A 26,046-nucleotide genomic window follows, 5' to 3' on the forward strand; every position below is an offset into this window, starting at 1 on the left:
CAAAATGAGTCCAAGCCGAAGAACCTCGATGCCAGCATTACAAGTATTATTCATGAGATTGGTGTGCCTGCACATATTAAGGGCTATTTGTATTTAAGGGAAGCTATATCCATGGTCTACAACGATATTGAACTGTTGGGGTCGATCACAAAGGTTTTGTATCCGGATATCGCCAAAAAATACAATACAACAGCCAGCCGTGTCGAGCGAGCCATCCGCCATGCAATTGAAGTGGCCTGGAGCCGCGGCAACATCGAATCCATTTCATCTCTTTTCGGCTATACCGTCAGCATGACGAAGGCAAAACCTACGAATTCCGAATTCATCGCGATGGTTGCCGATAAACTCCGTCTTGAACATAAAGCTTCTTGACAGGAATAGGGGAACCTATAGCAAAGATTGGCGTGTTACCCATTGAGTAGATAAAGGCTAGAGCCGTTAAAGATAAATAGGAATTCCTCATGTTGGTGGTAAGAGCTAGAATGAAGTTGCTTCGTCATTCATACTATTTGGCAACTTCAAATTTTAACTCGGCCGGCTAAAAATTAAACGCCTTTTATTTATTGGATTTTGCAGAAAGAATCCAATAAATAAAAGGCGTTTTTGTTTGGGGAAATAAATGTTTAGATAAATGTATATTTTTGTATTTGTCTTAATTTTTAGATTATAATCATAGGTATATATAACCGGGCAATAAGGGGGTAAGGAAATGATTCTTAAAAAAAATGAGCACTTTATTTTAGAATCGGAGCTTGGATTGGTATATATCACCGTTTTTATGAAGGGTTTTTCGATACTGAACTTCAATTCGATCCTATTAGAGTTCCCGCAATTGATGCTGGAGCACGTAAAAGACTTAAAACAAGCCCTTACGGAAGCTATAGGAGAAAGAATTTCAGTGGGGAGGCTAAAACCGATCGTGGAGCTGGACATAGCCGAGGATAAAATGTCCACACGGGTCAAACTTAATTGTTCAGAATACTACCTTAAAGATAATTATTCAGCGATAGTCGGCACTATTCTTGAAAATCTGCATAAGGAAAAAATTTCAGAAGGAATCTTAATGGATGTTTTGCAGAACGAACTGACCATTAAAGATTTTACAGTCATTGCGATGGGAAAGGAACCAGTCCATGGCAAGGATGCCATTGTCACTTACTTCGAACGATCGGAACGAAAACCGACGGTCAAGGAAGATGGAAAAGCGGATTATTATGATATGAACTTTCTTGATGAGGTGAAGAGGGGCGATTGGCTGGGCGAAAGGATACCGCCTTCATCTGGGGAAATGGGGCGGTTAATTACAGGAGAGCTTGCGTTGCCTAGAAAAGGAAAAGATAAAAAACTTCTTTATGACCAAAAAACGATCGCTGCAATCGAGGAAGACGGTAAGACTGTCCTAAGGGCATTGATTGACGGTGTTGTCGAAGTGAGGGATGGTAAAATTACGGTAGGCGCCCACCTATCGATTGCCGGTGATGTTGGGATTGAAACCGGGAATATCGATATTGATGGAAGCGTAACGGTGAAGGGGACCGTCGTGGATCATTTTTCCGTGACGGCTACGAAGGATATTTCCATATTAAGTGAGCTCGGTGTATCTAATGTTGAAGAAATCAACTCGAAGGAGGGTGACGTATTCATTAAAGGAGGCATATTTGGTAAAGGCTTATCAAGAGTCTCGGCAGCAAGAAACATTTTTGTGAAACATGCCAATGAATGTCACTTACATGCAGGGGAGAATATACATATCGGATCCTATTCACTTGGCAGTTTCCTTAAAGCGAAGAATATTTTCACGGATGAAAAAAAGGGGAAGCTAATCGGCGGCGTCGTAGAAGCGCAAGGAAAGGTGAGGGCGGCAGTGATCGGTAACCGTATGGAACGGAAAACGATCATTACCGTGAAAGGATTTAACCGTATTCTTATCAAGGAAGAACTGAACGAGACCCTGCTCCTATATAAACTAAAGATAAAGCAATTGGAGTCGATTAAGGACAAGCTTGAAGTGTATGATATGGTTCTTGGTAAATTGGATGAAGTGGACCATTTACAATATGACCAAACTAAAAAGCAGCAGGAAAGATTATTGGCCGACATTACTCAACTTGACCGAAAGCGGAAATCGATCATGGATATGCTTGATTCAAAAGGAGAAGGGGAAATCACGATTCGTCAAGTGGCCTATCCGGAAACTCGCTTGCAAATCAAAAGCATGGAAAAGAAATTGAATGATAGGACGAAAGGAACCTTCTATGCAGAATATAATCATCTGCATTTTGACTGAATTCCGCTGAATGCTGATTGATGAAAATATTTTTGCTTTGCTTTTCATAAATTGGGATATAACGGTTTTTGAGAGGTGGGAGCGTTCAACATGACCTTAATCTTTGCTCATCGAGGCTCGGCAGGTACACATCCGGAAAATACGATGACCGCGTTCAACGAAGCGGCACGTGTTGGCGCGGATGGAATTGAAACCGATGTCCAGCTCTCGAAAGACGGGGAAGTCATCATCATGCATGACGAGAGACTGGATAGAACGACGAATGCCTCGGGATATGTGAAGGATCGGACATTGCGCGAGTTGAAAACCTGCAATGCGTCCTTCGGGTTTAAAGGTAATTGGGGGAAGGAAAAAATACCGACGCTTGAAGAATTATTGTTATGGCTCAACGATAATCACTTGTTGTGCAACATTGAATTGAAGAACACGCTTTTTCTTTATCCAGGCTTGGAAGAGAAAGTCATCCAGCTCGTCCGTTCCTATAAGATGGAAGAAAGAATCATCCTTTCTTCCTTCAATCATTATAGCTTGGTCAATTGTCATCAATTGGCCCCTGAACTGGAAACGGCACCGCTATATAGGGATGGCTTATATATGCCGTGGGTATATGCAAAGGCAATTGGCGGAAGTGCAATCCACCCGAATATCCGTGCAGCCCCTGATATCATCATTCAAGCATGCTTGAGCATGGGCCTTCCTGTAAGGCCTTATACCATTAATAAGCCAGCCGAGATGAAGCGGTTGTTCCAATTGGGATGCAGTGCCATCATCACCGACTTTCCAGAGAAAGCGGTGGAGATTAGAAAAGGATTTCAAATGAAATGAAGGAAAAAGGTGCCATATCCTAATAGGGCACCTTTTTTTACGGATTAAAACTTATTGAACCTGCTTTGGACTTTATTTTGTTTTCGGTCCCGATGAAGGATGAACCCTGCAATAAAGGCAATCCCGCCAATCGTAATAATCAAACCAATTAAAAATTGCAGCCAAAGTTGTGGATAGGGCGGCTGTAAAATGCCGAACACCATGTCCCTCATTATTTTTATGCCATAGGCGGCAAAGGCCCCGGGAATAAAAAGAATCAAAAAAGCGATTAAGCGTTTCATGCGGTCAAATCCCTTCCGATAATTCCTTCTTAAAAAAATGATAAAGGATATATAATATTTGTCAAGTTTCGGGAAAGCAGAAAAGGACTGGAAGGAGGAGGCCTGTTTTTAGATGATATCAATATGGTAAAATGAGGGGAGTACGAAAGGATTTGCAGGGATGATTTTTCATGGTGTAATAAACCGAAGGGAGATGGCTCATGCAGAAGGTGATGATAGTAGGAGGCGGAGTCGGGGGGACAACCGTGTTGAAGCTCCTTTCTGAAAGTGATTTTTTCTCGATCGTTTGTATGGCTGATACGAATGAATGGGCTGAAGGGATGCTTGCTGCAAAAGAACGAAGGATTCCTGCAGTGACTAGCTGGAGGAAGGGATTGAACGAGTTGTTGGACATCATCGTCGATACCACAGGGGATCCCATTGTCCATAAAGAAATCAAAAACGAGATGGGAGATCATACCATCCTCATTCCGGGAAGCGTCGCCCACATTATGTCGATGTTATTTGAAGAAAAAAATCGGTTAATTAATAAATTGGAAAACGCTTCGGCTAAAATGGACTTAATCCTTAATTCGACGAGTGAAGGGATGGTCGTGATCGATCATGACGGAATGATCGTCATGTTCAATGATAGCGCCGAACGAGCAGCGAACATTAAACGTAAAGATGTGATGGGCAGGCATATTAAAGATATCGTCCCTTCAACGGGGTTAATTCGTGTGATGGAAACGAACCGTAAAGAAGTTAATCAGCGGATTATCCTTAGTAATGGATTGGAACTCATTGCGACAAGGATTCCACTCGTGAATGCCGATGAGGAAATCATAGGTGCTTTTTCCATGTTCAAGAATAAAACGGACGCCGTACACTTGGCGGAGCAAATCACGGATTTAAAAGAAATCCAGACGATGCTTCAAGCGATCATACAGTCGAGTGATGAAGCCATTTCAGTCGTTGATGAGCAAGGGAGGGGTCTTTTGATCAATCCTGCCTATACAAGAATCACTGGTTTAACCAAATCCCAAGTAATTGGAAAGCCGGCCTCGATTGACATTTACGAAGGCGAGAGCATGCATATGAAAGTGCTGCAGACAAAAAAGCCTGTACGGGGAGTCAATATGCGAGTGGGCCCAAAGCATAAGGAAGTGATTGTGAATGTTGCTCCGATCATTGTCGATGGACACTTGAAGGGAAGTGTGGGCGTCATTCATGATGTGTCGGAAATTCAAGCCTTGACTCATGAATTGAACCGGGCAAGACAAATTATCAGGACGCTACAGGCCAAATATTCCTTCGATGATATAATTGGGGCTTCTAGAGAGATGAAGCTTCCCGTTGAACAGGCGAAATTATCGGCAACAACACCTGCGACTGTCTTGTTGATGGGGGAATCAGGGACAGGCAAGGAGCTATTTGCCCACGCCATCCATAATGCGAGCGATAGGAAATTCAATAAATTCGTTCGCGTTAACTGTGCAGCAATCTCTGAAGCATTGCTTGAAAGTGAACTGTTCGGGTATGAGGAGGGAGCCTTTACCGGGGCAAATAGAGGCGGAAAGGTCGGTTTTTTTGAAGAAGCGAATCAAGGAAGTATTTTTTTGGACGAGATCGGTGAATTACCAGCCAACATTCAAGCTAAATTACTTCGGGTCCTTCAAGAACGGGAAATCATCAGGGTAGGCGGAACAAAGCCGATTTCCATCAATGTCAGGGTCATTGCCGCTACGAATATCAATCTTGAAAAAGCCATATCCAACGGGTCGTTCAGGGAAGACTTATATTTCAGGCTGAACCGCATGCCGATATTCATTGCTCCTTTACGAAAGCGAAAGGAAGATTTGCGGGAACTGGCGGAACATTTAATTCTCAAAATTAATCAGGAGTACGGACGGAGCATAGAAGGAATCAGTGCAGCTGCTATACATAAGATGCAAAATTATGACTGGCCGGGAAATGTCAGGGAACTGGAGAATATTTTAGGGCGGGCGATCATTTTCATGAAATTGAATGAGACGTTCATTGATATCCAGCACATTCCCGATTTTATCGAAACGAAATCATTGCCACAGGATAAAGAGGCAACGATGGCCTCTGCCTACGTATCAGGTAAAACGCTCTCGGAGATAATAGACCAGTATGAAACGAAAATCATCGAGCAAGCGATACATACCTTTAAGGGAAACAAAACGCTTACGGCAAAAGCGCTAGGGATCTCAGTCAGAAATCTATATTACAAAATGGAAAAACTGCAACTGTGAAAATTATTGCGTGCAAAACATTGCTTGGTGTGCAAAATATTGCGTGGAATTTTCTGATTTATTTTAATTTAGGCGAGAATTCACTTCGCGCATGAAATTTTTTTGAATTTGGTATAGGCTTAATGGGTCAACTTATCTACGAGCATCTCCATTTTGTTGTGAACCGGGCTTTTGATATCCTTTTATTGGCATGTTATTTGCATGTTTATTATGGTGCAAGATAGAGGTTGAAATGCACATTAGCAATGCGAAACATGAATTATTCAAGGGCACTTTCTTAAATGGGGAAAATATCATGTAAGTAGCAAATTATATTCGGATTGAACGCAATAACCAGTAAGGATGAACAGGTATATCCTTGCTTGAACTGCCACGTATTAAAACATCTAGGGAGGGTTCCTTTATGGAAATTTTTAAATATCTTGAGAAGTATGATTACGAACAACTGCTATTCTGTCAGGATAAACAATCAGGTTTGAAGGCGATCATTGCCATTCATGATACGACGTTAGGTCCTGCACTGGGTGGAACAAGAATGTGGACGTATGCTTCCGAGGAAGATGCGATAGAAGATGCCTTGAGGCTTTCAAAAGGAATGACATATAAGAACGCTGCTGCCGGCTTGAATTTAGGCGGAGGGAAAACCGTCATCATCGGCGATCCGCGTAAGGATAAAAATGAAGAAATGTTCCGTGCCTTCGGAAGGTATATCCAAGGATTGAACGGACGTTATATAACGGCTGAAGATGTAGGGACGACGGTTGAGGATATGGATCTCATTCATGAGGAAACGGATTTCGTCACGGGAATTTCGCCTGCATTCGGTTCTTCGGGTAACCCTTCCCCAGTAACGGCTTATGGAGTATATCGCGGGATGAAAGCCGCTGCAAAAGAAGCTTTCGGAACGGATTCATTAGAAGGCAAGGTCGTTGCCGTTCAAGGTGTCGGGAATGTTTCTTATACCTTATGCCGTCACCTTCATGAGGAGGGCGCCAAGCTGATCGTTACGGATATCAATAAAGAAAGCGTGGCCCGTGCGGTTGAAGCGTTTGGCGCAACTGCTGTGAATCCTGATGAGATTTATGGAGTCGAATGTGATATCTATGCACCTTGTGCGTTAGGTGCCGTCATAAATGATCAAACCATCAATCAAATCAAGGCGAAGGTCATTGCAGGCGCAGCCAATAATCAATTGAAGGATGCGGTTCATGGTGATCAAATCCATGAAAAAGGCATTATCTATGCGCCTGATTATGTCATCAATGCAGGTGGCGTCATTAATGTAGCCGATGAGCTTTTAGGGTATAATCGGGAAAGAGCCATGAAGAAAGTGGAAATGGTTTATGATACAATTGAACGAGTCATCGAGATTGCAAAACGTGATCAAATCCCAACATATAAAGCAGCGGATAGAATGGCAGAGGAGCGCATTGCTCGCATGAGGAATTCAAGAAGTCAATTCTTGCAAAATGAAAAACATATCTTAAATGGAAGAAAATAAATGTAGCTATACAAGATATAAATTCCTGTGTTTTTTTAGTTAAACACAGGAATCTTCATCATGATAGTAAAAATGGTAACAATAGAATGTATTCGTGAGGAGGAGCGGTTTTGGCTGAAGAATTTGACCTCGTTATCCTCGGTGGAGGAACAGGCGGGTATGTGGCAGCAATAAGGGCTGCTCAATTAGGTTTGAAAACGGCCGTCGTGGAAAAAGGAAAGCTCGGCGGAACGTGTCTACATAAAGGCTGTATCCCTTCAAAAGCACTATTAAGAAGTGCGGAAGTTTATCAGACTGCCGTTAAAGGTGAGGAATTCGGTATTGTTACCGGAGATGTCAAGGTGGATTTCTCAAAGGTGCAGGATAGAAAAAACAAAGTGGTCGAACAACTTTATAAGGGTGTCCAGCATTTGATGAAGCAAGGGAAGATAACGGTTTATGAAGGGTTGGGCCGGATTCTTGGTCCATCGATTTTTTCACCGATGCCCGGGACTATTTCCGTGGAAATGAATAATGGCAGTGAAAATGAAATGCTCATTCCGCAAAATATCATCATTGCTACCGGTTCGCGTCCAAGGACACTTCCCGGTTTAGAGATTGATGGGAACTTGGTGCTAACGTCAGATGAAGCTTTAAATCTTGAGAGCCTTCCAAAATCAATCATTATTGTAGGCGGGGGAGTGATCGGGATTGAATGGGCTTCAATGCTGAATGATTTTGGCGTGGAAGTGACGGTGCTGGAATATGCGGATACAATCATCCCGACCGAGGATCATGATGTTTCAAGTGAAATGCTGCGTCTCCTCGGCAAAAGAGGCGTCAAATTCGTTACAGGAGCCAAGGTCTTGCCGGAAACCTTAAAAACGGACGGTTCAGTATCCATTTCTGCGGAAGTAAAGGGAACGACACAGGAATTCGAGGCTGAAAAAATGCTCGTTTCCGTTGGCAGATCAGCAAATATAGAAGGAATCGGCCTTGAGAATACCGAAATCATGAAAGAAAATGGCTTTATTGCAACCAATGAGTTCTTCCAAACGAAGGAAACGCATATCTATGCGATCGGTGACTGTATCGGCGGTTTGCAATTGGCTCACGTTGCTTCCCACGAAGGGATTACAGCTGTCGAGCATATGGCTGGGAAAAAACCGGAACGATTGAATTATTCACTTATTTCAAAATGTATATATTCAAGTCCTGAAGCCGCCAGCGTCGGTTTGACCGAAGAACAGGCGAAGCAAGAGGGGTTCGAGCTTAAGATTGGCAAATTCCCATTCCGGGCAGTTGGGAAGGCGCTTGTTTTCGGAGAAGCGGATGGCTTTGTCAAAATCATTGCAGACAAGAAAACGGATGATATCCTGGGGGTTCATATGATCGGACCACATGTTACGGATATGATTTCAGAAGCAGGACTTGCCAGTGTGCTTGATGCGACGCCTTGGGAGATAGCAAAGACCATTCATCCGCATCCGAGTCTTTCCGAAGCAATCGGCGAGGCAGCGCTTGCTGTTGATGGACTAGCCATTCATTCGTAAACAATAAGGTCAGGAGGTTTTATGATGGCAGAAAAACGTCATGAACAATTAGGCTTAAATGAGGAAACGGTTCTAGATATGTACCGGACAATGCTATTATCACGAAGGGTTGATGAGCGGATGTGGCTATTGAACCGGTCCGGGAAAATCCCCTTCGTGATTTCCTGCCAGGGGCAAGAAGCTGCGCAGGTTGGGGCAGCGTTTGCACTTGATCGGCAAAAGGATTATGTGTTGCCATATTATCGGGATGTCGGTGTGGTGCTAACCTTCGGAATGACCGCAAAAGACTTGATGCTATCAGGCTTTGCCAAAGAGGAAGATCCCAATTCCGGCGGCCGCCAGATGCCTGGACACTTTGGTCAAAAGAAAAACAGGATCGTCACTGGTTCATCGCCTGTTACGACTCAGGTGCCGCATGCAGTCGGGATTGCACTTGCAGGGAAGATGGAAGGGAAGGATTTAGTAACCTTCGTAACGTTCGGGGAAGGCTCATCCAATCAGGGTGATTTTCATGAAGGTGCCAACTTCGCAGGGGTACATAAGCTGCCGGTGATTTTCATGTGTGAGAATAATAAGTATGCAATATCCGTCCCCATTTCGAAACAGCTATCGTGTGAAAATGTTTCCGACAGGGCAATCGGCTATGGCATGCCTGGGATAACCGTGGATGGCAATGACCCATTGGAAGTGTACGCAGCAGTGAAAGAAGCGGCAGACCGTGCGCGGAGGGGAGAGGGCCCTACCCTTGTAGAAACGGTTTCATATCGGCTCACGCCTCATTCAAGTGATGATGATGACAGGAGCTACCGGACTGCCGACGAAGTGGCGGAAGCAAAAACAAAGGATTCGATCAAAACATTCGGAGCGTATTTAAAAGAAGTGGGAATTCTGGATGATGAATCTGAAAAACAAATGAATGATGAGGTCATGAAGATAGTCAACGAAGCGACTGATTATGCTGAAAACGCTCCATATCCGAAGGCTGAAAGTGCGATGAACCATGTGTATGCACAAAAGTAAGGGGGTTATAGAATGCCAGTGATTTCTTATATAGATGCCGTAACGATGGCAATGAGGGAAGAGATGGAACGGGATTCCCGTGTATTCGTATTGGGAGAAGATGTTGGGAAAAAAGGTGGCGTCTTCAAAGCTACCAATGGTTTATATGACCAATTCGGTGAAGACAGGGTCATTGATACCCCGCTTGCTGAATCTGCCATTGCAGGGGTTGGAATTGGAGCAGCCATGTACGGACTTCGGCCAATAGCGGAAATGCAATTTGCCGATTTCATCATGCCTGCCATTAACCAAATAGTCTCAGAGGCTGCCAAAATTAGATATCGCTCCAATAATGATTGGAGCTGTCCCATGGTCATTCGTGCACCATATGGAGGAGGAATTCATGGGGCCCTGTATCATTCACAATCGGTTGAAGCGATTTTTGCCAATCAGCCAGGATTGAAAATTGTGATGCCTTCGACTCCATATGATGTCAAGGGATTACTTAAAGCTGCCATTCGCGATGAAGATCCCGTGCTTTTCTTCGAACATAAACGCGCCTACCGCTTGATCAAGGGAGAGGTGCCAACTGAAGATTATGTACTGCCGATCGGTAAGGCGGATGTGAAGCGGGAAGGGGAAGACATTACGGTCATCTCTTATGGGCTTTGCGTGCATTTTGCCCTGCAGGCAGCAGAAAAATTAGCTGCAGATGGAATTTCCGCTCACGTTCTGGACCTGCGAACGGTCTATCCTTTAGACAAGGAAGCGATTATAGAAGCAGCCTCAAAAACGGGGAAAGTGCTTCTCGTTACCGAGGATAATAAGGAAGGAAGCATCATGAGTGAGGTAGCAGCCATCATTGCCGAGAATTGCCTGTTTGATTTGGATGCCCCGGTAAGACGGTTGGCTGGACCTGATGTGCCAGCCATGCCATATGCTCCTACGATGGAAAAACACTTTATGGTCAATCCAGACAAAGTGGAGAAAGCAATGAGGGAATTGGCAGAGTTTTAATGACTGTTAAGAAGGAGGAACGATTTATGGCTATGGAGTTAATGAAGATGCCTCAATTAGGCGAAAGTGTCACAGAGGGAACCATCAGTAAATGGCTTGTAAAGCCTGGCGATCATGTCACGAAATACGACCCGCTGGCTGAGGTGATGACCGATAAAGTAAATGCTGAGGTTCCTTCTTCCTTTACCGGCATCATCAAGGAATTGAAAGCGGAAGAGAACCAAACGTTGGCAGTCGGGGAAGTCATTTGCTCGATCGAAGTTGAATCGGCAAAGGCTGATAACGAACATCAAGGGCAAGCTGCTTCTCAAACGGAGGAACAAGCTGGAACGCCTGATACGGGAGAAGTGAAGCAAGCAGCGGACCAATCAAGGAAAGCTCGCTATTCACCTGCCGTGTTGAAACTTTCCCAGGAGCATGGAATCGACCTTTCCAAAGTGAAAGGAACGGGAAGTGAAGGGCGGATCACCCGCAAGGATTTACTTAAGCTTGTAGAGTCCGGCACCATTCCTGGCGCGGACGAGCCTGCTTTGATAACGGAAGCGGCCCGTGAAGAAACAGCTCCTCCACTGACCCGGCCCTCAGCAGCAGAAGGCACCGTATCACCTGTTTCGACTGCTACTGGCGATAAGGAAATTGCCATTACCGGCGTGCGTAAAGCAATCGCCTCCAATATGTTAAAAAGTAAGCACGAAATTCCCCATGCTTGGACGATGGTGGAAGTGGACGCAACCAATATGGTAAAGCTGCGTGATAAGCTTAAATCCGGCTTTAAACAAAAAGAAGGCTATAATTTAACGTACTTCGCCTTTTTTGTAAAAGCGGTCGCTCAAGCGCTAACGGAATTCCCGCAGCTTAATTCAATGTGGGCAGGCGATAAGATCATCCAAAAGAAAGAAATCAATATTTCGATTGCCGTTGCAACGGAAGATGCCTTATTTGTACCTGTCATCAAAAATGCCGATGAAAAATCGATTAAAGGGATTGCCAGGGAGATACAAGAGCTTGCATCGAAAGTGAAGGCGGGCAAGTTAAAAGCAGAGGATATGCAGGGCGGCACGTTCACAGTGAACAACACAGGTTCATTCGGTTCCGTGCAGTCGATGGGAATCATTAACTATCCACAAGCGGCGATTTTACAAGTCGAAACGATCGTAAAACGTCCAGTCGTGATAAATGACATGATTGCCGTACGCGACATGGTGAATCTCTGTCTATCTCTTGACCACCGAGTATTGGACGGGCTCGTTTGCGGCCATTTCCTTGCCAGGGTCAAAGAAATCATCGAAAACATGTCCAAAGACAACACCTCCATTTACTAAAAGAACGAAAAAGGAAGGCCGAATAGGTCCTTCCTTTTTTTGTCCGCCTGTTTCCTTAGAAAAACATCGACAAATATGGTATTTTTGCTATTATTTTAGAGAGGACTGTTCTAATACAGGGCAGGTGAAAAAAGTTCCATTACCTTAAATTTCAAGAAAATTATGATAGAATGTTAGTATAAACCAAATCATATGGATGGGAGGGTGGTTTTCTTATCTAACCTGACTGAGCGTTCGTTCTCCATAAAAAAGGATGGGACGTTTGCGTTTGAACCATGATAAGAAAGCGATTACAAGTGGAGCTTAAAGATGTAAAAAACATTACCTTTCCGTTGCCTTCTTTAGAAGAGTGGAAAGAAGCCGTCGAAGTCACTTTAAGAGGTAAAACGATCGATCAATTGAAAACGGATACATATGAAGGCATCACCCTTGATCCGCTCTATACGGAAACATTTGATTCAAGAGCAAAAAAAGCGGAATTACCAGGATTCTTTCCTTACACGCGTGGGACCTCTCCAATGGGTTATTACGAAAAACCTTGGCTAGTTGTCCAGCCTGTAGGCGGTATCACGGCAAAAGAGGTAAATGAAAAAATGCTGGCAGCGTTCAAACGCGGCCAAAATGTTGTCGCATTCCCGGCTCGATTGCTAGCCGAAGGAGCAAGGCTTGAACACTTGATCAATAATATCCCATTAAAGAACATACCAGTTTTCATCGATCTAAAGGGAGGACAAAAAAGGTTCCTCCCACAATTCAAAGCTGCCAGTGAATCACAACATACACCATTGACAGGCGTTCTTGCAGAAGATCCGATCGCACAGTGGCTCATTGTGGGCCAGTTGCCGGAAAATACGGATGAGTACTTCGCGGAATGGTTGAAGACGATTGAAGAGTATCAAAAGGTAGGTCAGGATGTAAAAACCGTCCTGATCGATACGGCTGTATACCATAATGGCGGAGCGAATGCCGTGCAAGAAATCTCGTACGGATTATCGGTTGCGGTCCAATATTTATTGGAAGGGCAAAAACAAGGCGTCCCTATCGCTTCCCTTGCCGAAAAAATCGTTTTCTCCTTTGCCGTGGACTCCAATTATTTCATGACCATCGCTAAGCTAAGGGCAGTGAGGCGGCTTTGGGCCTGTCTTGCTGAAGCTTTCGAAACAGATGCGGAGCATTTTAAAATGTCGATACATGCCGTTACGTCCGAATTGACGGAAACGTTATATGATGAACATGTCAACATCCTTAGGACCGCCAACCAAGCTTTCGCAGCCGCGATTGGTGGCATCGACTATCTTCAAATTCATCCATTCAATCATGCAAGTGGCGGAACGGATGATTTTTCGGAAAGAATCGCCCGTAACATACACTTGATTTTAAAAGAAGAAACGAATATAACGAACGTCGTCGATCCTGCAGGCGGTTCTTGGTATGTTGAGCAATTAACGGATGAATTGGCTGATAAAGCTTGGCTGAAATTCCTTGAAATCGACGAAGCAGGCGGCATATTGAACCTGATCAAGCAAGGATCCCTCCAGAAGGAAATAGCTGAGGTATTTCAAGAAAGAATTCAAAATGCAGCTTATAGGAAAGAGAGCATCATCGGGACGAATGTATATCCGAATCCAGCAGATCGGATTAAGGCTCCTGCACAAGCTGACCGCGAGTCATATATGAAGGTTGAGAAGGCCATTGGAATTACGCCAATTGCCTTGGGTCGAGTGTCTGTTCAGTTTGAACGGATTAGACTGCGCAGTGAAAAACACAAAGCAAATACCGGAGCGTCACCGAAGATCGGCTTGATTAATTTAAAAGACATCAAATCCTATAAACCTCGTGCCGACTTCACAAAAGGGCTGGCTGCAGCAGGAGGTATCGAAACACTTGAAAGTGATGGCTGTCAAACTGTTGAAGATGCAATCGAATACGTGACTGCAACCAATCTTGCTATCTATTGTGTTTGCGGCAGCGATGCTGATTACCTGGAATTAGCGGTAGCCGTCATTAGTGAGATTAAGATTAAGTTCCCCGATATCCATATTTATCTCGCCGGCAAGCAGCAAAAGGATTTGGAAAGCATGCTAAGCGAAGCTGGTGTCAAAGATTTCATTCATGTTAAAACGAATGCTATTGCCGTTATAGAGGAATTATTGCATGAGCTAGGGGTGAACTGAAATGAAAAAACCGAATTTTTCAACGATAAACCCAATCAGGGCTGAAAGAAAAGGAACGGTTGAAGCATGGAAAGAAGAAGCCGAAAAAGCCGTTGGAGAAAATATTGAAGATTTATTGTTTGAAACGAATGAACAAATAAAGGTTAAACCGCTTTATGCAAAAGCAGATAATCAGGATTTGGAGCATATGGAAAGTATGCCTGGCATCGCCCCATTTACAAGAGGGCCTTATCCCTCGATGTACGTCAACCGTCCATGGACGGTCCGTCAATATGCAGGTTTTTCGACTGCAGAGGAATCCAATGCGTTTTACAGACGTAATCTGGCGATGGGGCAGAAGGGACTATCCGTTGCCTTTGATTTAGCCACACACCGTGGCTATGACTCCGATCATCCACGCGTTGTCGGTGATGTGGGGAAGGCGGGAGTTGCGATTGATTCCATTCTGGACATGAAAATCCTATTCGACGGGATTCCGCTTGATCAGATGTCTGTGTCTATGACGATGAACGGTGCCGTTTTACCTATTCTGGCTTTTTACATCGTGACAGCAGAGGAGCAAGGCGTCACACAGGATAAACTATCAGGCACGATTCAGAATGATATCCTAAAGGAATATATGGTTCGGAATACGTATATTTACCCACCCGAAATGTCGATGAAAATCATCGCCGACATTTTTGAATATACTTCCAAATATATGCCTAAATTCAATTCCATCTCCATCTCGGGATATCATCTGCAAGAGGCTGGCGCCCCTGCGGATATCGAGCTTGCCTATACGTTGGCCGATGGCCTTGAATATGCTCGTACAGGCATGAAAGCAGGCATAGCTATCGATAAATTCGCGCCGCGGCTGTCATTTTTCTGGGCTGTAGGGCTGAACTACTTCATGGAAGTGGCGAAAATGAGGGCCGCTCGGTTCATTTGGGCAAAACTGATGAAGCAATTCGAACCGACAAACAAAAAAGCGCTGGCATTGAGGACTCATTCCCAAACCTCTGGCTGGAGCCTTTCCGAGCAGGATCCGTTTAACAACGTCTCACGAACGTTGATCGAAGCACATGCTGCTGCACTTGGCCATACACAATCCTTGCATACGAATGCTCTGGATGAGGCGATTGCGCTGCCTACCGATTTTTCGGCGCGGATTGCCCGTAACACACAGCTTTTTTTGCAGGAGGAGACGGGAATTACCAAGGTCATCGATCCGTGGGCTGGATCATACTATGTAGAATCGCTCACGAATGAACTAATAGAACGTGCTTGGACTCACATCGAAGAAATCGAGGATCTTGGAGGGATGGCAAAGGCCATTGAAACGGGACTCCCTAAAATGCGAATCGAGGAAGCCGCCGCAAAGCGACAGGCTAAAATCGATTCCCAAGATGAAACGATTGTCGGCGTCAATAAATATCGTTTGAAAAAAGAAGATCCGATTGAAATACTGGAAATCGACAATACCGCCGTTCGCGAAAGCCAGCTTAAACGTTTGCGAGAATTGAAAGGGAAACGTGATCAGGCAAAGGTGGATGAAGCCCTTCAGGCATTAACCGCAGCAGCCGGAACTGGTGAAGGGAATCTGCTTGAATTGGCTGTGCAGGCTGCTAGAGTGAGGGCCTCGTTAGGTGAAATCTCGGATGCGATCGAAGAAGTTGCTGGCCGCCACAAAGCGACGATCCGTTCCATAAGCGGCGTTTATAGCGCTGCATACTCAAGAGAAGCAGAGATTGGAGAAGTTGTCCGCATGACGGAGGAATTTCTTGAAAACGAAGGAAGAAGACCACGTTTGCTTATGGCCAAAATGGGCCAGGACGGCCATGATCGCGGAGCTAAGGTGGTGGGGACGGGGTTTGCAGATTTGGGCTATGATGTCGATATCGGTCCATTATTCCAAACACCGGAAGAAACGGCCTTGCAGGCTGTCGAAAATGATGTACACGTAGTTGGCATGAGCTCACTTGCTGCCGGACATAAAACATTGTTGCCGCAGCTTATGTCGGAACTGAAGAAATTGGGACGCGAAGACATCATCGTGATTGTTGGCGGCGTCATTCCCGCACAAGATTACGAGTACTTAATGGAAAATGGTGCCTCAGCCATTTTCGGACCTGGAACGGTCATTCCCCAGGCAGCGAAAAAGGTGCTTTTCGAAATATATAGCCGTCTCGGATATGAAGAAGTGACCGAATAATGAGTGATTACAAAAAACCGGAATGGTTCGATCCCGACAATCAGGAGGGTTTTGCATCTACATTAAAACCAGGCGTGGAGTTAAAAGCAAGCCTTAACAAACCATCAACAAGCAAATTCGTCAAAAAGCATGATCGAACCATACCAATCCAAGCACTGAAAAAAGGAATCATAACGGGAGACAGGGCAAGTCTTGCTAAAGGTATTACACTGATTGAAAGCAACGCTGCCCATCATTTTGATTTTGCACAGGAGTTGCTGCATTCCGTCCTTCCCGATACAGGGCGGTCGATTCGAATCGGAATTTCCGGGGTGCCCGGTGCCGGGAAAAGCACGTTCATCGAGACGTTCGGAACCTATTTATGTGACAGGGGCCATAAGGTTGCCGTCCTTGCCGTCGATCCGAGCTCTTCCATTAACGGGGGGAGTATACTTGGTGATAAGACGAGGATGGAGGAATTGGCGAGAAATCCCCGCGCCTTCATCAGACCCTCACCTTCAGAAGGTACTTTAGGAGGCGTTCATCGTAAAACAAGGGAAACGATGCTGCTTTGTGAAGCGGCAGGATTTGATGTTATCCTTATTGAAACGGTCGGTGTCGGTCAGAGTGAAGCTCTCGTTCGCAGCATGGTGGATTTCTTCATGCTCCTTGTCCTGACGGGCGCCGGCGATGAATTACAAGGAATGAAAAAAGGGATCATGGAACTTGTCGATGGGATTGTGGTCAACAAAGCGGATGGTGATAATATCCCGCTTGCGATTAGAACGAAGTCGGAATATAGCAGGATACTGCACTTTCTCCAGCCAGCGACGAAAGGGTGGGCAGGGAAAGCCTATACATGTTCTAGCATAACCGGAAAAGGAATTCCTGAGCTTTGGGAGGTCTTGACGGATTTTTCCGATACGACAAAAAAATCTGGTGTTTTCCAGGAACGGAGAAGAATGCAAGCTAAGGAATGGCTTTATTCATTAATGGATCATCAGCTTAAAAGAATGTTCTATAAAAATGAAGCCATCAAGGAGCTGCTCCCTATCCTTGAGAACGAGGTGATGTCTGGTAATAAAACGGTCACCGCTGCCGTTAAGCAGGCATTTCAAGCTTTTATGGACAAACTTAAGTGAAAAAAGGAGGGGTACGCATGTATCTTATGCATACCTCCTCCTTTTGTATGAAGTGAAGCTTTCTTGTTGTTACACATATGTTTCCCACTTCGATTTCGTTTTAAACTTGTTCGTCAAAAGCTTTAGTAGAAAATAGCAGGTAAATTTATTGAATCAAGATGTGGCAATTGATATGATAGGGTTGAAGAGAAAACTTGGAAGGGGCACATACGATGAATATGGATTTTAATTTTTTGATGAACGATGTGGTCAAGCAGGCTCGCGATGAGATCAAGACTGCTGGATATACAGAATTGACGACTCCCGAGGAAGTAGAAGAAGTTTTTGCCCAAAAAGGATCGACGCTTGTCATGATCAACTCCGTCTGCGGTTGCGCCGGAGGAATAGCAAGACCGGCAGCGGCTCATGCAATCCATAACGACAAACGCCCAAATCAGCTTGTAACGGTTTTTGCAGGCCAAGACAAAGCGGCAACGGAGAAGGCACGGAATTATTTCGAAGGGTATCCGCCATCCTCTCCATCATTCGCCTTGCTTAAGGATGGAAAGATCATCACGATGATAGAACGTCATGAAATTGAAGGTCATCACCCGATGTCAGTTGTTGAAAAATTACAAGACTACTTCGATCAATATTGCGAAGAAGTGTAAGTCATAGACTAGCTAAAAAACGCTTAATCGTAATCACATATTAAATGTTGGAGTAAGGATGGTTAGTAAGATAATCCTTACTCCTTTTTTTAATCCTCTATTAAATATTTAACATACAAATTAATTAAAGGTTGTTTAAGGTATACATATAAGCTGACCATATTACTTACTATGGCTTTAACAGGCTTTTTGACTTTTCTGTTGAATTATCGCACCGATATTTACGTTTTTTTATCAAAGTACTGGATACCAGGGTCATTTGTAAAACGTTGAGGAGGGAATAATATTTTCTCTAAATATGGCGATGAAATATTATTAAATAAGTAATCTTCTTCTGTTTTAGCGGCGAAAAATTTTGCTTCTTCTTCAGTACGTTTTCCAGTCACGATATCGTGAAACAGGTTTACAAACAAAAAGTTCGCCTCCTCTGTATCACAAATAACACTAACTTCTCCCTTTGTTCTATCAGGATAACAACTCCCATCAAAACGGGCAATTTTTTCAAATACGTCTATTGGAGTTCTATAATCAACGGTTTGTTCAAGAAAGTCTTCATGATTGGCAGGAAAATTATGTGGCACCGAATCTCGGTACAAAGTTGTACGTTTCCAGGGTCCGTTATTATACCAGATTAATCTACTTGGTATTGCTTCTTGGGGATGGCCATATTTTTTTATGATTTTTATGGCTCCTTCTTTTTGTTCCTTTTCCCAAGAATTCATAATTTTATTTACATACTGTTGATAATCATTATTCATTACAATACCTCCCTAAACAATCATCTTTAACAGTAAAAGTATATGTTGGAGTCAAGAAAATAAGTTATATAAATGCATTCTCATTATATAAGTGACTAATAATAACAATGGTTTATGACCAAAGATATAACGGTTATACCAATAACCTTCTTCGACAATTACGTGGTAATCAAAGATACAGTCTTATGAATACTAGCCATTAAGGGCTCAATGTATATTTAACGATTTGCGACGCTCCTGCCTAATAGCTGGCTAACCTAGATCCCACAGGCGCTTGTTTTGATAAGGCTTGGCGACAGTCGGAGAAAGGGCGCGGATTTCTGAAATCAACTGGAAAAAACCGTATGTAAACTGGCTTTTCTTCGAGTTTGTTTACAGCCTGAAAACCGCCCATGTGCGTTTTTTTTATTTATGAATTTGCATAAGTTACGAGCATTTAGGAAAAAAGATAGAAAAGGAAGCCGGTATATTCCCTTTGGAGGAAAAGAGAGAAACCCAGAAGTGTAATTGTATTAATATTCTGAAAAATAAATCTATTATTTGCGTTATTGAATAATTATCAGAGTGTGTTAAAATACACAATAGTGCATGAATATTAGTTATTTAAATTAATTGATATTTTAACTACAATCAAATTTACTAACAAAAGAATTGAAAATATCATTTTGGAGGAATAATGATGAAATTGAAAAAGCAGTTAGCGTTGTTGCTTGCTACCGTTTTCCTGGTTGGAATTTTAGCGGCATGCGGAACATCGGGGAAAGAAGAGAAGAACACAACTGGAAATGGAGACAAAAAGGTCTTGGTAATGGGAACATCTGCGGACTATCCGCCGTTTGAATATGTTGAAACATCTAAAAGTGATGAAATAAAAGGATTTGACATTGATATCGCTAAAGCAATCGGGAAAAAATTAGGATATGAGGTCCAAGTGAAGGATATTGATTTTAATAGTCTCGTACCTGCGCTTGAAAACAAATCAATCGATTTTGTTATCTCCGGGATGACTCCTACAGAAAAACGTGAGCAATCGGTTGACTTCAGTGATATTTATTATACGGCTAAAAACATGATCATTACGACACAGGATAGTAAAATCAAATCGGTTGATGATTTAAAAGGAAAAACGGTAGGCGTACAGCTAGCTTCCATTCAGGAGACATTGGCGACAGACTTGAATAAAGCTAATGATCTTGGGATGAAAGTCGAAAAGCGGAATCGGATTCCAGAGGTTGTTCAAGAAATGTCCACAGGACGTTTTGACGCCATCATCATGGAGGATACTGTCGCAAAAGGGTATTTAAAAGACAATAAAGATTTGGTAGGCTATTTAGTCGATTCTGGCGAAGAAGAAGCCGGTTCGGCAATCGCATTCCAAAAAGGAAGTAAACTAACGGATCAATTCAATGCCGAATTGAAGAAAATGAAAGAAAATGGTGAAATGGAAAAATTGATCGTAAAATGGTTCGGTGGCAGCGAAACTGAATAATGCAGACAGAGGAAAAGCGTTCAGAAGTGATATCGTATGCCTTCTGGACGTTTTTCCGCGCTTTATTGTCGCTAATAATGAAGCAAGTAAGGTCATGGAGGCCTTCTTTTAGAGAGGATGAATGAAGTGAATCTGGAATTTGATAGGATTATGCCCTCCCTTCCCTATATTTTGGAGGGAATCCCGATTACTTTAAAGGTTGTGGCGGTTGCGGCTGTGATCGGTTTTGTTTTGGGAATACTATTATCTATACTTAAAATCAGTAGAATTAAGCCATTGAATTGGATTGCGGACTTTTATACATCCATTTTCCGCGGTACACCTTTAGTGCTGCAATTGATGTTAATCTATTTTGGTTCACCACAAATACTAGGAATTCAAATCGAAGCATTCGAAGCAGCATTTTTAGCATTCGGCTTGAATTCTGCCGCATACATTTCTGAAATCATCAGGGGAGGCATTTTAGCTGTCGATAAAGGGCAGCGTGAGGCTGCACTGGCACTAGGGGTTCCTTATTCAGGGATGATGCTCAATATTATCCTTCCGCAAGCCATCAAGAATATCCTGCCATCCCTTGTGAACGAACTGATTTCCTTAACGAAGGAATCGGCCGTCGTTACGATCATTGGATTAGGGGATATCATGCGCCGTTCTTATATTGTCGGCGGTGAGACCTATAAATTCTTCGAACCGATTTTGTTTGCCGGTCTCATTTATTATGTGATGGTCATGATTCTTACCATCTTAGGCAAAGTGATTGAAAGGAGAATGAGACGCAGTGATTAAAATTGACGAACTCAAAAAAAATTATGGTAAGCTCGAGGTTCTGAAAGGAATCAGCACCGAGATTGCCCAGGGAGAAGTGCTCGCCATTATCGGCCCATCCGGTTCAGGAAAATCAACATTCTTGCGCTGCATCAATATGCTGGAGACCCCAACGGATGGTCAAATCTGGTTTAAAGATCAATTGATCACCGAAAAAAAGACGAATATCATGAAGGTGCGCCAAAATGTCGGTATGGTATTTCAACATTTTCATTTATTCCCGCATAAAACCGTACTCGAAAATTTGACATATGCACCGATGAAGGTGAAAAAATTATCAAAGGCCGAGGCAGTAAGGCAAGCACGTGAGCTTCTGACCAAAGTCGGCTTGTCCGATAAAGAATCGTCTTATCCGAATCGCCTATCAGGGGGACAAAAACAAAGGGTTGCCATTGCACGGGCATTGGCCATGAATCCGGAAGTGATGCTTTTCGATGAGCCGACCTCGGCACTTGATCCCGAGATGGTGAAGGAAGTTCTCGAGGTGATGAAGTCATTGGCACATACGGGGATGACCATGCTGATCGTAACGCATGAAATGGGATTTGCCAAAGAAGTGGCCGATCGTGTCCTGTTCTTGGACGAGGGCTTGCTCGTCGAGGAAAGTGCCCCGACCGAATTCTTTTCCAATCCGAAAAGCCAGCGGGCAAAAGACTTCTTGGAAAAAGTTTTATAAGCGGAGCAAATAGTATATAATCATGAAAAAAGGTAACATTTAGGTTGCCTTTTTTTATTTTATTCCTATAACATATTCTTGAAGGAATCTATTTTGAAAAATCGGAAATTTCATCGTCAAAGGACTGTGAAAATTTTTGTAATCCTGATAGTATTATAATAGACAAGGAAAGAGCCGGGTGATACATAACAATGTTTAAAATCGGATACAGAACGATTAAAACTGCTTTGGGGGCTACCTTGGCAATCATTATTTCACAAATGCTTAATCTGGAATATTTCTCGTCTGCGGGAATCATTACGATTTTATGTGTCCAAGTTACGAAGAAGAAGTCGGTGGATGCCTCCTGGCACCGGTTTTTAGCTGGTTTAATCGCAATGGCCTACGCTTCCCTTATGTTTGAGTTCATCGCGTTCCATCCACTGATCATAGGATTGATTCTATTGATTTTCATTCCAACGACCGTTGCCTTGAAGATTAACGAGGGAATCGTTACAAGCTGTGTCATCATCTTGCATTTATATGGATCGGGTGACATCACTTTTTCCCTGCTAATGAATGAAACGGTATTAATAGCCGTTGGGGTTGGTGTGGCACTTGTCATGAATCTGTACATGCCTAGTGTGGATGATAAGCTGCTTTCCTATCAGGAACGCATCGAAACGAACTTCAGTGAAATCTTGATGGGTATCGTCCGCTATTTACGGGATAATGATCACACATGGGGTGGAAAGGAAATCACTGAAACGGCCGATCTTCTCAATCAAGCCAAAAGTCTTGCTTTCAGGGACGTGGAAAATCACTTTTTAAGGGAAGAAGATCTGTATTATCATTATTTCAAAATGCGTGAAAAGCAATTTGAAATAATTGAGCGCATTCTTCCCCTCGTCACGAATATCCCGTTGGTCGTCAAACAAAGCGGCATCGTGGCTAATTTCATAGAAGATCTCGCGAAAAACGTCCATCCCCAAAACACGGCCATCATTTATTTGAAGAAGCTTGAAGAATTGGAGGTCTTTTTTAGGGGAATGACCCTTCCACAGACACGGGAAGAGTTTGAATCGAGGGCGGCATTACTGCAGCTCATGAAGGAAATGGAACGGTATTTATTGCTGAAGCATTCCTTCAAAGGATTGCCTGAACTTAACAATAACCGAATGAAGAAGAAGCACTTTGCTTAAACTAAGCAAAAAGTAAAGGAATTGATATAAATGAAATGGGTCCTTTCTTTATTGCTTATGCTTTCTTTGTCGCCGCTTTCTGTACATGCCCAACCTCAATCGGTTAAACCTGGAGATGCTTTCATCATCATCAACAAAGCCAACAATGAATTGGCGATCATTGATGATAACGAGGTCAAGGAGATTTTGCCGGTTGGTACTGGAAAGAGTCAAGAGCTGACACCTGAAGGGGTGTTCACGATCAAGGTTAAAGCCGTCAAACCTTATTATCGAAAAAAGAATATTCCCGGCGGCGATCCGAGCAATCCTTTGGGATCGAGGTGGATTGGTTTTGACGCACGGAATACCGATGGAAGGATATACGGAATTCATGGTACGAATCAACCGTCCTCAATCGGGAAATTCATTTCAAATGGCTGTGTGCGCATGCATAAGCCGGATGTAGAGCGCTTGTACGAAAAAGTTACTGAAGGTACAAAGGTGTTGATTACCCATTCATCCGAGGACTTCAGAACATTGGCAATCAAAAGCGGCGCGATAAAATGAAGAGAGGGAAGCTTAAGGCTCCCCTCTTCATCTCACATCTATTACAAAAGAAATGCAATACCTGACAACAATGTCGTTAATATCATTGAGATAAGCATTAAATACACAACGACTTTTCTTAATTTTTTGTTTCCCATATGCTCTCTCCCTTAAAACAGTTTAATTGATTCCATTTTAACGTGTACGATTAGTAGAAACAAGTAAAAATGCAATGTTCCTATAAATGGGGAATGGTAGTTATATATTAATAGAGTCAACCAATATTGAACTAGGGGGCTGGATGATGATTAAAAATATCGATCATATCGGTATTGCGGTCAGGTCACTGGAAGAATCGTTGCCGCTTTACACGAACACGCTGAAGCTGAAACTAGAAGGTATCGAGACTGTGGAAAGCCAAGGTGTTAAAGTGGCCTTTATTTTGGCAGGCAATACCCGTTTGGAGTTATTGGAAGCGCTAACACCTGAAAGCCCAATCGCCAAATTCATTGATAAGCGTGGTGAAGGTATCCATCATGTTGCCCTTGGCGTAGAGGATATCGAAGCTCGAATTAAAGAATTGAAACAATCAGGGTTACGCATGATTGATGATACATCGCGTAAGGGAGCTCACGCTGCCGATGTTGCTTTCGTTCACCCCAAGTCTACTGCGGGTGTATTATATGAGCTTTGTGAACATGCATTATCTAAGGAGGAGAAGGGATGACAGACGACATATATGGAGCGATCAATGATTTATATGACAGACGCCGTAAAGTGGAAATGGGCGGCGGTGAAGAAAGAATCGAAAAGCAGCACGAAAAAGGGAAGCTTACGGCAAGGGAAAGAATCGAACTCTTGGTTGATCCGGGAACCTTCATTGAACTAAATCCTTTTATTAAACACCGTAACACTAATTTTGGCATGGAAAAGGCAGAAGGGCCAGGAGAAGGGGTCGTTACGGGCTACGGAAAAGTAAACGGCCGTGACATTTATTTGTTTTCCCAGGATTTCACTGTATTTGGCGGTGCACTTGGGGAGATGCATGCTCTGAAAATCGCCAATGTCATGGATTTGGCAGCGGAAAATGGAGCACCCTTCATCGGTTTGAATGACTCTGGTGGGGCACGTATTCAAGAAGGTGTCGTTTCTCTTGACGGATATGGTCAAATCTTTTATCGCAACTCGATATATTCCGGTGTGATCCCGCAAATTTCCGTTATCATGGGACCTTGTGCAGGGGGAGCTGTATATTCTCCAGCCATAACCGACTTCGTCTTCATGGTTGAAAAAACAAGTCAAATGTTCATCACAGGACCGAAAGTCATTGAAACGGTTACAGGAGAAAAGATTTCATCTGAAGGATTGGGCGGAGCGACTGTACATAATACGATAAGTGGTAATGCACATTTCAAGGGAGCCTCTGAAGAACAAGTATTGGCAGATGTAAGACGTCTCCTCAGCTATCTGCCACAAAACAATGAAGAGAAGCCGCCGGTTTTGGAAAGTGACGATAACGATGACTATCGGCCGGACTTAACGGATGTTGTCCCTTATGAGGGAATCCGTCCATATGATGTTCGTAAAGTATTGGAACAAGTCGTCGATGACGGTTCCTTCATGGAAGTGCAGGAAAGTTTTGCGAAAAATATAGTGGTCGGTTTAGCAAGAATCAAAGGAAAATCAGTGGGACTTGTCTGTAATCAGCCAAAAGTATTGGCTGGAGGGCTTGATATTGATTCCTCCGATAAGGCTGCCCGTTTTATTCGTTTCTGTGACTCGTTCAACATTCCGTTAATTACGTTTGAAGACGTTTCAGGGTTCTTCCCAGGTGTTAAACAGGAGCACGGCGGAATTATCCGCCACGGGGCAAAGTTGCTATATGCTTATTCAGAAGCAACCGTGCCAAAATTGACGATCATCCTGCGTAAAGCTTACGGAGGAGCTTATGTGGCGCTAAATAGTAAGTCCATTGGTGCGGATTTAACGTTTGCATGGCCTAATGCCGAAATTGCGGTCATGGGCTCTGCAGGAGCGGCCAATATCATTTTTGCCCGTGAGATACAAAACAGTGGAGATCCGGAAGCGACCCGTGCAGCTAAAATCGAAGAATACCGTGAGAAATTCGCTAATCCATATGTCGCAGCAAGCCTTGGAATGGTGGATGATGTCATTGATCCCCGTGAAACCAGGATCAAGATCATCCAATCACTGGAGATGCTCCGCAACAAAAAGGAAAAGCGTCCATGGAAAAAGCACGGCAATATCCCGCTGTAATCATATTTGACAAAGAGCCCAAACGATATTGTTTGGGCTCTTTCCTCTACGGGAAAGGAAAATGCACGCGTTCGTTCACCATTGATTGGGAAAAAAAGAAAGCCCTTCATTCATGCGGGCGACGATTCATTATCACATTATTTGCCGGGGCGTC

23 protein-coding genes are annotated in these 26,046 nt (G+C 43.5%); 20 read left to right on the forward strand and 3 right to left on the reverse strand.

Annotation, left to right across the window (positions count from 1 at the left end):
• The 3 genes from spo0A to ASU00_RS02165 all read left to right on the forward strand — a co-directional run.
• Positions 1–372: sporulation transcription factor Spo0A (gene spo0A / locus ASU00_RS25965; protein ID WP_236712563.1), on the forward strand; the 372-nt coding region annotated here is incomplete at its 5' end.
• Between the two features lie 337 nt (positions 373–709).
• Positions 710–2,287 (forward strand): DUF342 domain-containing protein, encoded by a 1,578-nt coding sequence (locus ASU00_RS02160; RefSeq protein WP_057911786.1) that lies wholly within the window; start codon positions 710–712, stop codon positions 2,285–2,287.
• A gap of 90 nt (positions 2,288–2,377) precedes the next feature.
• Entirely contained in the window at positions 2,378–3,112 is a 735-nt protein-coding gene (locus ASU00_RS02165; RefSeq protein ID WP_057911787.1) for a glycerophosphodiester phosphodiesterase, read from the forward strand.
• Between the two features lie 44 nt (positions 3,113–3,156).
• Here the strand turns inward: ASU00_RS02165 and ASU00_RS02170 are convergent, their stop codons facing one another.
• Positions 3,157–3,393: a DUF2627 domain-containing protein gene (locus ASU00_RS02170; protein ID WP_057911788.1), complete on the reverse strand. Its 237-nt coding sequence runs from the start codon at positions 3,391–3,393 to the stop codon at positions 3,157–3,159.
• Positions 3,394–3,593: 200 nt separating this feature from the next.
• Between ASU00_RS02170 and ASU00_RS02175 the strand changes: the two genes are divergently transcribed.
• The 10 genes from ASU00_RS02175 (at position 3,594) to ASU00_RS02220 (ending at position 18,161) form a co-directional block, all read left to right on the forward strand.
• Positions 3,594–5,651 carry a sigma-54 interaction domain-containing protein gene (locus tag ASU00_RS02175; protein WP_057911789.1) on the forward strand — a complete coding sequence of 686 codons (2,058 nt, stop codon included), beginning with the start codon at positions 3,594–3,596 and terminating at the stop codon, positions 5,649–5,651.
• 403 nt (positions 5,652–6,054) lie between these two features.
• Positions 6,055–7,152, forward strand: a complete 1,098-nt coding sequence (gene bcd, locus ASU00_RS02180) for a branched-chain amino acid dehydrogenase (RefSeq protein ID WP_057911790.1) — start codon at positions 6,055–6,057, stop codon at positions 7,150–7,152.
• 110 nt (positions 7,153–7,262) lie between these two features.
• On the forward strand, positions 7,263–8,684 hold the full coding sequence (gene lpdA, locus ASU00_RS02185; RefSeq protein WP_057911791.1) for a dihydrolipoyl dehydrogenase: 1,422 nt from the start codon (positions 7,263–7,265) through the stop codon (positions 8,682–8,684).
• A gap of 24 nt (positions 8,685–8,708) precedes the next feature.
• Positions 8,709–9,704: a thiamine pyrophosphate-dependent dehydrogenase E1 component subunit alpha gene (locus ASU00_RS02190; RefSeq protein ID WP_057911792.1), complete on the forward strand. Its 996-nt coding sequence runs from the start codon at positions 8,709–8,711 to the stop codon at positions 9,702–9,704.
• A gap of 12 nt (positions 9,705–9,716) precedes the next feature.
• Positions 9,717–10,700: an alpha-ketoacid dehydrogenase subunit beta gene (locus ASU00_RS02195; RefSeq protein ID WP_057911793.1), complete on the forward strand. Its 984-nt coding sequence runs from the start codon at positions 9,717–9,719 to the stop codon at positions 10,698–10,700.
• 26 nt (positions 10,701–10,726) lie between these two features.
• Complete coding sequence (locus tag ASU00_RS02200) at positions 10,727–12,022, forward strand: dihydrolipoamide acetyltransferase family protein (RefSeq protein ID WP_057911794.1); 1,296 nt, start codon at positions 10,727–10,729, stop codon at positions 12,020–12,022.
• 275 nt (positions 12,023–12,297) lie between these two features.
• A complete protein-coding gene (locus ASU00_RS02205; protein ID WP_082630114.1) occupies positions 12,298–14,196 on the forward strand; it encodes a methylmalonyl-CoA mutase family protein in 1,899 nt (632 codons plus the stop codon).
• Between the two features lies 1 nt (position 14,197).
• Positions 14,198–16,390 carry a methylmalonyl-CoA mutase gene (gene scpA / locus ASU00_RS02210; RefSeq protein ID WP_057911795.1) on the forward strand — a complete coding sequence of 731 codons (2,193 nt, stop codon included), beginning with the start codon at positions 14,198–14,200 and terminating at the stop codon, positions 16,388–16,390.
• Entirely contained in the window at positions 16,390–17,511 is a 1,122-nt protein-coding gene (meaB, locus tag ASU00_RS02215; protein ID WP_057911796.1) for a methylmalonyl Co-A mutase-associated GTPase MeaB, read from the forward strand. The genes scpA and meaB overlap by 1 nt, the downstream gene beginning before the upstream one ends.
• 212 nt (positions 17,512–17,723) lie before the next feature.
• The gene (locus ASU00_RS02220; RefSeq protein WP_057911797.1) at positions 17,724–18,161 is read left to right on the forward strand and encodes a BrxA/BrxB family bacilliredoxin; all 438 of its coding nucleotides are present in this window, start codon (positions 17,724–17,726) and stop codon (positions 18,159–18,161) included.
• A 221-nt stretch (positions 18,162–18,382) separates the two neighbouring features.
• Here ASU00_RS02220 and ASU00_RS02225 read toward each other — a convergent pair whose 3' ends face one another.
• Complete coding sequence (locus ASU00_RS02225; protein WP_057911798.1) at positions 18,383–18,919, reverse strand: hypothetical protein; 537 nt, start codon at positions 18,917–18,919, stop codon at positions 18,383–18,385.
• A 685-nt stretch (positions 18,920–19,604) separates the two neighbouring features.
• Between ASU00_RS02225 and ASU00_RS02230 the strand changes: the two genes are divergently transcribed.
• The 5 genes from ASU00_RS02230 (at position 19,605) to ASU00_RS02250 (ending at position 23,636) form a co-directional block, all read left to right on the forward strand.
• Positions 19,605–20,408: a transporter substrate-binding domain-containing protein gene (locus tag ASU00_RS02230; RefSeq protein WP_201786261.1), complete on the forward strand. Its 804-nt coding sequence runs from the start codon at positions 19,605–19,607 to the stop codon at positions 20,406–20,408.
• A 126-nt stretch (positions 20,409–20,534) separates the two neighbouring features.
• Positions 20,535–21,194 carry an amino acid ABC transporter permease gene (locus ASU00_RS02235; protein ID WP_057911846.1) on the forward strand — a complete coding sequence of 220 codons (660 nt, stop codon included), beginning with the start codon at positions 20,535–20,537 and terminating at the stop codon, positions 21,192–21,194.
• Complete coding sequence (locus ASU00_RS02240) at positions 21,187–21,909, forward strand: amino acid ABC transporter ATP-binding protein (protein WP_057911800.1); 723 nt, start codon at positions 21,187–21,189, stop codon at positions 21,907–21,909. The genes ASU00_RS02235 and ASU00_RS02240 overlap by 8 nt, the downstream gene beginning before the upstream one ends.
• Positions 21,910–22,100: 191 nt before the next feature.
• Positions 22,101–23,090, forward strand: coding sequence for an aromatic acid exporter family protein (locus ASU00_RS02245; protein WP_057911801.1), 990 nt, complete (start codon positions 22,101–22,103; stop codon positions 23,088–23,090).
• Positions 23,091–23,120: 30 nt separating this feature from the next.
• The gene (locus ASU00_RS02250) at positions 23,121–23,636 is read left to right on the forward strand and encodes a L,D-transpeptidase (protein WP_057911802.1); all 516 of its coding nucleotides are present in this window, start codon (positions 23,121–23,123) and stop codon (positions 23,634–23,636) included.
• A 41-nt stretch (positions 23,637–23,677) separates the two neighbouring features.
• Here the strand turns inward: ASU00_RS02250 and prli42 are convergent, their stop codons facing one another.
• Complete coding sequence (gene prli42, locus ASU00_RS26605; protein WP_152983664.1) at positions 23,678–23,773, reverse strand: stressosome-associated protein Prli42; 96 nt, start codon at positions 23,771–23,773, stop codon at positions 23,678–23,680.
• Between the two features lie 143 nt (positions 23,774–23,916).
• Between prli42 and mce the strand changes: the two genes are divergently transcribed.
• Both mce and ASU00_RS02260 read left to right on the forward strand, forming a co-directional pair.
• Positions 23,917–24,342, forward strand: coding sequence for a methylmalonyl-CoA epimerase (gene mce / locus ASU00_RS02255; protein WP_057911803.1), 426 nt, complete (start codon positions 23,917–23,919; stop codon positions 24,340–24,342).
• Positions 24,339–25,892, forward strand: a complete 1,554-nt coding sequence (locus ASU00_RS02260; protein WP_057911804.1) for an acyl-CoA carboxylase subunit beta — start codon at positions 24,339–24,341, stop codon at positions 25,890–25,892. The genes mce and ASU00_RS02260 overlap by 4 nt, the downstream gene beginning before the upstream one ends.
• Positions 25,893–26,046: the final 154 nt, after the last annotated feature.

The organism is Peribacillus muralis, assembly GCF_001439925.1.
In the GTDB taxonomy this organism is placed as follows: domain Bacteria; phylum Bacillota; class Bacilli; order Bacillales; family DSM-1321; genus Peribacillus; species Peribacillus muralis.

What these genes read in the sequence shown, in the direction of transcription:
- ASU00_RS02245 (WP_057911801.1), top strand. Translation starts at nt 22,101, where the DNA reads ATGTTTAAAATCGGATACAGAACGATTAAAACTGCTTTGGGGGCTACC.
- ASU00_RS02160 (WP_057911786.1), top strand. Translation starts at nt 710, where the DNA reads ATGATTCTTAAAAAAAATGAGCACTTTATTTTAGAATCGGAGCTTGGA.
- ASU00_RS02165 (WP_057911787.1), top strand. Translation starts at nt 2,378, where the DNA reads ATGACCTTAATCTTTGCTCATCGAGGCTCGGCAGGTACACATCCGGAA.
- ASU00_RS02220 (WP_057911797.1), top strand. Translation starts at nt 17,724, where the DNA reads ATGAATATGGATTTTAATTTTTTGATGAACGATGTGGTCAAGCAGGCT.
- meaB (WP_057911796.1), top strand. Translation starts at nt 16,390, where the DNA reads ATGAGTGATTACAAAAAACCGGAATGGTTCGATCCCGACAATCAGGAG.
- prli42 (WP_152983664.1), bottom strand. Translation starts at nt 23,773, where the DNA reads ATGGGAAACAAAAAATTAAGAAAAGTCGTTGTGTATTTAATGCTTATC.
- ASU00_RS02195 (WP_057911793.1), top strand. Translation starts at nt 9,717, where the DNA reads ATGCCAGTGATTTCTTATATAGATGCCGTAACGATGGCAATGAGGGAA.
- ASU00_RS02260 (WP_057911804.1), top strand. Translation starts at nt 24,339, where the DNA reads ATGACAGACGACATATATGGAGCGATCAATGATTTATATGACAGACGC.
- ASU00_RS02225 (WP_057911798.1), bottom strand. Translation starts at nt 18,919, where the DNA reads ATGAATAATGATTATCAACAGTATGTAAATAAAATTATGAATTCTTGG.
- ASU00_RS02200 (WP_057911794.1), top strand. Translation starts at nt 10,727, where the DNA reads ATGGCTATGGAGTTAATGAAGATGCCTCAATTAGGCGAAAGTGTCACA.
- scpA (WP_057911795.1), top strand. Translation starts at nt 14,198, where the DNA reads ATGAAAAAACCGAATTTTTCAACGATAAACCCAATCAGGGCTGAAAGA.
- mce (WP_057911803.1), top strand. Translation starts at nt 23,917, where the DNA reads ATGATGATTAAAAATATCGATCATATCGGTATTGCGGTCAGGTCACTG.
- ASU00_RS02205 (WP_082630114.1), top strand. Translation starts at nt 12,298, where the DNA reads ATGATAAGAAAGCGATTACAAGTGGAGCTTAAAGATGTAAAAAACATT.
- ASU00_RS02250 (WP_057911802.1), top strand. Translation starts at nt 23,121, where the DNA reads ATGAAATGGGTCCTTTCTTTATTGCTTATGCTTTCTTTGTCGCCGCTT.
- ASU00_RS02175 (WP_057911789.1), top strand. Translation starts at nt 3,594, where the DNA reads ATGCAGAAGGTGATGATAGTAGGAGGCGGAGTCGGGGGGACAACCGTG.
- bcd (WP_057911790.1), top strand. Translation starts at nt 6,055, where the DNA reads ATGGAAATTTTTAAATATCTTGAGAAGTATGATTACGAACAACTGCTA.
- ASU00_RS02170 (WP_057911788.1), bottom strand. Translation starts at nt 3,393, where the DNA reads ATGAAACGCTTAATCGCTTTTTTGATTCTTTTTATTCCCGGGGCCTTT.
- ASU00_RS02190 (WP_057911792.1), top strand. Translation starts at nt 8,709, where the DNA reads ATGGCAGAAAAACGTCATGAACAATTAGGCTTAAATGAGGAAACGGTT.